The 6,602-nt window shown below is 50.0% G+C and carries 5 protein-coding genes and 1 pseudogene; 2 read left to right on the plus strand and 4 right to left on the minus strand.

Annotation, left to right across the window (positions count from 1 at the left end; translation table 11 throughout):
- A pseudogene (locus AC4PME_RS20255) lies at positions 1-181 on the plus strand (hypothetical protein); the annotation flags it as partial.
- 56 nt (positions 182-237) lie between these two features.
- On the opposite strand, the gene AC4PME_RS20260 reads toward AC4PME_RS20255, so the two are convergent.
- The 4 genes from AC4PME_RS20260 to fadB form a co-directional block, all read right to left on the minus strand.
- Complete coding sequence (locus tag AC4PME_RS20260; RefSeq protein WP_181013645.1) at positions 238-402, minus strand: hypothetical protein; 165 nt, start codon at positions 400-402, stop codon at positions 238-240.
- 100 nt (positions 403-502) lie between these two features.
- A complete protein-coding gene (locus AC4PME_RS20265; protein ID WP_491045740.1) occupies positions 503-952 on the minus strand; it encodes an MBOAT family O-acyltransferase in 450 nt (149 codons plus the stop codon).
- Positions 953-1,120: 168 nt separating this feature from the next.
- Entirely contained in the window at positions 1,121-2,284 is a 1,164-nt protein-coding gene (fadA, locus tag AC4PME_RS20270) for an acetyl-CoA C-acyltransferase FadA (RefSeq protein ID WP_491045739.1), read from the minus strand.
- 19 nt (positions 2,285-2,303) lie between these two features.
- Positions 2,304-4,454 (minus strand): fatty acid oxidation complex subunit alpha FadB, encoded by a 2,151-nt coding sequence (gene fadB, locus AC4PME_RS20275; protein WP_119499988.1) that lies wholly within the window; start codon positions 4,452-4,454, stop codon positions 2,304-2,306.
- Positions 4,455-4,782: 328 nt separating this feature from the next.
- Between fadB and AC4PME_RS20280 the strand changes: the two genes are divergently transcribed.
- Positions 4,783-6,602, plus strand: a 1,820-nt coding sequence (locus tag AC4PME_RS20280; protein ID WP_491529747.1) for a transglycosylase SLT domain-containing protein, incomplete at its 3' end; no start/stop codon positions are given.

Below are 6,602 nucleotides of genomic sequence, written 5' to 3' on the forward strand. Positions count from 1 at the left end.
CAATACCCCTCAATATCCGGTAGGCGCCTACAATAAGTTATTGAAAAAGTACGAGAAAGAAGGAAAGCTGACAATCAATGCAGCAGAATTCTCAGGGGTTTTCTGGCGTAGCTTCGCTCCCCCTTATACTGCAGAAATTGATCCTCAGTATGTGGATTTCAGCCATCCCTGGTGGTATTGAAATCGTCATCAGATTACAGCACGGTGATTAAATTCCCGTGCTAAATGCTTTCAGTTTTATCCGGCACGTTTGCGGGGAAACAGACCCGTCCAGAAAACGCCTTCTAACACGAAGCCAAGTACAACAAAAAGAAATGCACCGGTTTGATGTCCTGCGCTGTATGCAGTAAGTGCTGCTATCAGCAACAAGAAAAGCCCCAGACACCTGAAAATCACTTTCATTTTATTCCCTGCAACGGTTAATTGTTGAGCTTTCAATATAGCAGAGTGTGGCAGGGATCTGTATACCCCGGCATGTTTAATAGTACGGCACTAAGCAGTGCTAATTAAGTGCGCCTTCCATGAGGTACGTAAGACATAAACTGGCAGCAATAACTGACAGGTTTATGGCTGCTCTGAAACTCCGGGCAAAGTGCCTGTAGGTGATATCAAGTTTACTGCTGGTTATCACGATGAGTCCCATCAGGCCAAACCAGGGGGTGAAAAAGAACACCGCTTTCCATTTGACCAGACTGACGGCTAAATCGTGCAGGGCGCCACTAACGAGAAATGTGAACAGGACAGCAATTGAGTCCGGCAGAACGTTGCTGAGGGGTCTCATTACATTGCGGGATAAATAGTAGCTCCAGACCGGATTCCAGTATTGCCAGAACTGAGGAAAAGAGCCTGCGCCTAAAGAACGTGAGAGCATATTCCTCATAGAATGACTTGCTCCCAGAGGCACTCCGGTTCGTTTTTTTACATATCGGGACAGCGTCAAAGAGCGCTTCATATCAATTTAATATCCCTTAATGCCGGTTTTATGCTTGATTAGACCATTGATTGATAATTAATGCGACACGATTTCCCGCAAGTCAGGTTATTGAGTTATAGTCGTTATTTTTGAGCGGGCATTAAAAAAGGGCCCGCAGGCCCTTTCTTCAGAGTAATCTATAAAAGATTAAACACGTTCGAAGACGGTAGCAATACCCTGACCTAAGCCAATACACATGGTGGCAAGGCCCAGAGTTTTATCTTTCGCTTCCATCAGATTCAGCAGGGTGGTGCTGATACGTGAGCCTGAACAACCCAGCGGGTGACCTAGTGCGATGGCACCGCCGTTCAGGTTGACGTGGTCATCGTATTTTTCCAGCCAGCCCAGTTGTTTGATACACGACAATGCCTGTGCAGCGAAAGCTTCGTTGAACTCGGCAATTTCAATGTCATCCATACTCAGACCCGCCCGCTGCAGCGCCTTTTTAGTGGCTGGTACAGGGCCGTAACCCATGATTGCAGCGTCGCAACCTGCCACCGCCATTGAGCGGATTTTCGCCCGTGGCGTTAAGCCCAGTGCTTTCGCTTTGTCAGCAGACATAACGAGCATGGCTGATGCACCGTCTGATATTGCAGAGGCGGTACCGGCGGTGACGGTACCGTTTACCGGATCAAATACCGGGCGCAAGCCGGATAAGGTTTCGACGGTCGTTTCGGGACGAATGACTTCGTCGTAATCGACCATTGTCAGCACGCCGTCTGCATCGTGGCCTTCAACGGGTACAATTTCATTTGCCCAGCGGCCTTCAAGGTGGGCCTGATGGGCCAGCTGGTGTGAGCGTGCGCCGAAGGCGTCCTGCATCTCACGGCTAATGCCGTTTTGACGACCGAGCAGCTCGGCAGTCATACCCATATTCCCCGATGCTTTAGCGGTATATTTAGCAAGAGCAGGATGGAAATCGACGTTAAAGGTCATGGGAACGTGACCCATGTGTTCAACGCCACCAATCATGTATACATCACCGCGACCGCTCATAATGCCGCTGGTGGCATCATGCAGGGCTTGCATAGAAGATCCGCACAAACGGTTCACTGTCACTGCCGCTGTGGAGCGGGGAACGTCAGTCAGTAACTGCGCATTACGGGCAACGTTAAAACCCTGCTCTTTCGTTTGCTGCACACAACCCCAGATAATATCTTCAACCTCAGCAGGATCGAGGTTCGGGTTTCTTTTCAGTAATGCGGTCATCAGGTGAGCAGATAAAGTCTCTGCACGGACATTTCTGAATACGCCACCTTTGGAACGGCCCATAGGTGTGCGAATCGCATCAACAATTACTACATCTTTCATATTCTTCTCCCTGGTTCCGTTACGCGAAATAAGATTTGCCTTCAGCGGCCATCTGGCGCACGCCGTCGGAAATCTGATAGATCGGACCTAAGTGAGCATATTTGTCTGCCAGAGCAACAAACTGCTCAAGGCCCAGTGTTTCGATATAACGGAAAATTCCGCCACGGAAAGGAGGGAATCCCAGTCCGTAAAGCAGCGCCATATCGGCTTCTGCAGCACTGGCAACAATGCCTTCTTCCAGACAACGGATAGCCTCGTTTGCCATAGGAATCATCAGGCGGGCAATGATTTCTTCTTTATCAAAGGCCTTGGTTTCAGCACTATTTGCGTTGATCAGGCTGTAAGCCTCTTCTGCAGCTTCTTTACTGGGACGTCCCCGTTTGTCAGTACCGAAGTTATAAAAACCTTTGCCGTTTTTCTGACCCAGGCGTTTCGCTTCGTACAGCAAAGTGACCGGATCATTCTCAAGTTTAGCCATACGCTCCGGAATACCTTCAGCCATAACGCCCGCAGCGTGATCAGCCGTATCCATACCTACCACGTCCAGCAGGTATGCAGGCCCCATTGGCCAGCCGAAGTCTTTCTCCATGACCTTATCAACCGCAACGAAATCGGCACCGTCGAGTACCAGTTTGCTGAAGCCGGCAAAGTAAGGGAACAACACACGGTTCACTAAAAAGCCGGGGCAATCATTGACCACGATGGGGGTTTTGCCCATTTTCAGCGTGGTAGCGACTACGGCATTAATGGTGTCGTCAGTGGTCTTCTCACCACGGATAATCTCAACCAGCGGCATGCGATGTACAGGATTAAAGAAATGCATGCCACAGAAGCGCTCTGGTTTGTCGAGGTTTTCAGCCAGCTGGTTAATGGAAATGGTGGATGTGTTTGAACATATAATGGCGTCATCTGCCACCACACCTTCCACTTCTTTCAGTACGATGCCTTTTACTTTCGGATTTTCGACAACCGCTTCGATGACAACGTCTGCGTCTTTCAGCGTGCTGTATTCGAGAGTCGGGGTAATGGCATTTAACGTGGCTGCCATTTTCTTCGCGTCGACTTTGCCGCGCTCCATGCCTTTATTCAGAATTTTGGCTGCTTCACTCAAGCCTAAATCAAGCGCCGGAGTGTTGATATCTTTCATCACTACCGGTAAGCCTTTGGATGCGCTCTGATAAGCGATTCCACCACCCATGATGCCGGCGCCGAGAACCGCATTAAGTTTGACTTCTTTGGTGGCGGCTTTGGCCATTTTCTTGCCCTTGCCTTTTACCAGCTGGTCAGCCAGGAAAATACCGATTTGAGCTTGTGCCGCGTCGGTTTTAGCCAGTTTAACAAAGCCCTGGTTTTCCAGTTTCAACGCGCCGTCGCGATCCAGACCGGCTGCATTTTTAACGGTCTCTACCATCATGTGGGGAGCCGGATAATGTTTACCTGCTTTGGCCGCCACGAATGCCTGCGCCGTGGAAAAACTCATCATTGCTTCATTTTGATTCAGTTTTAACGGTGCTTTTTTATTTGCACGGCGGGTTTTCCAGTCCAGCTTGCCGGCAGCGGCATTGCTTACCATTGTGGTAGCTGCATCAAGAAGCTTCTCCGGTGCCACGACTGCGTCTACCGCACCTTCATCAAGTGCTTGCTGGCCTTTTCTGTCTTTGCCGGTGGTCATCCATTCCAGAGCATTATCAGACCCAATCAGGCGGGGGAGGCGAACGGTACCACCAAAGCCGGGCATCAGGCCCAGTTTGACTTCCGGCAGACCAATAGAAGCGGTAGTGTCAACAACGCGGAAATCACAAGCCAGTGCCATCTCACAGCCACCGCCCAGCGCGAAGCCATTTACCGCTGCGATGGTGGGGAAGGGAAGATCTTCAAAGCGATCGAATACCTGTGATGTTTTAGCTACCCACGCAAGCACTTCTTCTTCCGGTTGCTCAAACATAGCCGTAAATTCGGTGATATCGGCACCCACGATGAAAGCCGGTTTGCCACTTCTTACTACTGCACCTTTAATGCCACCATGAGCAGCCATAGCCGCAGTGGCTTCATCCAGTTCAGCTACCGTCTGGCGGTCAAATTTGTTGACTGAACCTTGTGCATCAAAAACCAGTTCAGCAATACCATCATCTGACAACGTAACGGTCAGACTCTTGCCTTCGTATATCATTCTCGTCTCCTTCGGCAATGGCGAGGATGTCAGAAATGAGGAACCGGAACTGCAAGCCGGTGTCTTACTCTGACGTGTTAGGGTGGCTTGATTGTGACAATGCCACGGAAAATTTCAATAAAAATTCAAACAAGTGTTTACATTTTTTTCCTAAATGGCGATTGAGCGGCAAAAAATCAAGCTCGAATTCACATCACAAGGTTGTATAATGGTAAGGAAATCGGGTGTTCGCCAGCGCTATTTCAAATTTTCGGGTTGTTTTGTTTTTTACCCCTTATTTTCTGGTAACGCCCCTGTCATTCACTCGTTTTTGGATGGATGGTTTTGAATGCAAGTATCTTCGGCTGCTTCCGTGAAGCGCATTCCGGTGTCTTTTCTTGTAGCCAGTTTCTGGCTGGGTGTGATGAGTGTTGCAGGTATTGTGCAAGCTCAGCCAACGCCTTCTTCTCCCGAATTAGAGCTAAAGCGGGCACAGTTTACTGAGCTCGAAAAGCAGCTTGGCCGCGCCAGCCGGAAAAAAGTGGCTGCGCTGGAAGACGATGTTGCCGCATTAAAAGACTATCCTCTTTATCCTTATCTGTTGCGACAGCAAATCGATCAGCGGATGGATATGGCTCACCGTGAAGACATAGAATCTTTCCTGCTGAATTATCACAACCAGCCTTTTACCTATGGCTTACGTGGCCGCTGGCTCCGTTACCTGGCTACTCATGGTGAAAAGAAAGCGTTTCTTGCTAATTATCGCGATGGCATGGGGGCTACCATTACGTGTCAGTATCTGCAATATCAGCTGGAAGACGCGGGCCAGCCTGAATACTGGTTAGAAAAAGTTGAGCCCATCTGGCTAGCAGGCCGTTCTCAACCGGACGAATGTGACCCTGTATTTAAAAAATGGCAGCAGGCCGGCATGATGACCGGTGACATGGTGTTAGGTCGGATTGAGAAAGCAGCGTTAACCGGTAACCCGAAGCTTATTCCTTACCTGAAGCGAAAACTCCCTGCAAAAGAACAATATCTGGCTGATTTATGGCAGCGCATCCGTACTTCATCATCGCTGGTACTGAAGAAGTCTCAGTTTCCGCTGAAGAATAAAGAAACAGAGGGAAAAATTCTTGCTTACGGGATGGAAAAGCTTGCCTGGCGGGATGCCGGTGATGCGATCAAAGCCTGGTACCTCTGGCAGCCGGCAGATGTGTTAACGCATCAGCAGCAACTGGATGTGACCAGGGCAATTGCTCTGAGTCTTGCCATTGACGATAAACCGGAAGCAGATGAATGGTTAAAGCGGGCTGATGTCAGTGGTGCTGCAGATGACGTAAAACGCTGGCACATGTCTTATCTGTTGCGTCATGAGAAATGGCAGGACGTGCTGGACCTAATCGCGGCAGCACCGGAATATGTGCAGCAGGATGAAGCCTATCGCTACTGGCAGGCCCGCAGTCTCGAGGCGATGGGGTTACCGGAGCAGGCCGGTATCCGTTACCGTGAACTGGCTCAGGAACGGAACTATTACGGTTTTATGGCCAGTGCCAGAGTCAATGAGAAGCCTTCGCTGAAACACATCGCTACGCCCCGCAGTGACGAAAATATGCAAATGATTGCTGAGCGTCCGGCCGCAAAGCGGGCACAGGAATTTCTCGCTCTTGGCCGCTTAATTGATGCCAGACGTGAGTGGCGTTATCTGGTGAACTCACTGGATACTTCGCAAGTGAAGGACGCAGCATTATTGGCCAGCGAGTGGGGTTGGTTCGACCAGGCAATCATCAGTTTTACTCAAAGCGGCTTTCTGGATGACGTGGAGAAGCGCTTCCCTATGGCCTATGCCGAACAGTTTGATGATGTCGGACGGGCCTACGATATCCAGCCTGCATTTGCCATGGCAATTGCCCGCCGGGAAAGCTCGTTTATGGTCGATGCTGTGTCTCCTGCCGGTGCCCGTGGCCTGATGCAGTTAATGCCGGATACTGCGGGATACATTGCCGAAAAAAGAGTATCCACAGATGAATTGTTTGATGCAGGTCAGAATGTTCAGTTTGGTGTGCAGTACCTGCGTTATCTGATGGACAAAATGGGCGATAATCCGGTACTGGTTTCGGCGTCGTATAATGCCGGGTGGCGGCGGGTTATGGAATGGTTACCTGCCGGCAA

Source organism: Alteromonas sp. (genome assembly GCF_984505615.1).

Bases quoted from the DNA above. Each gene is read 5' to 3' on its own strand.
- AC4PME_RS20260 (WP_181013645.1), bottom strand. From the start codon at position 402: ATGAAAGTGATTTTCAGGTGTCTGGGGCTTTTCTTGTTGCTGATAGCA.
- AC4PME_RS20265 (WP_491045740.1), bottom strand. From the start codon at position 952: ATGAAGCGCTCTTTGACGCTGTCCCGATATGTAAAAAAACGAACCGGA.
- fadA (WP_491045739.1), bottom strand. From the start codon at position 2,284: ATGAAAGATGTAGTAATTGTTGATGCGATTCGCACACCTATGGGCCGT.
- fadB (WP_119499988.1), bottom strand. From the start codon at position 4,454: ATGATATACGAAGGCAAGAGTCTGACCGTTACGTTGTCAGATGATGGT.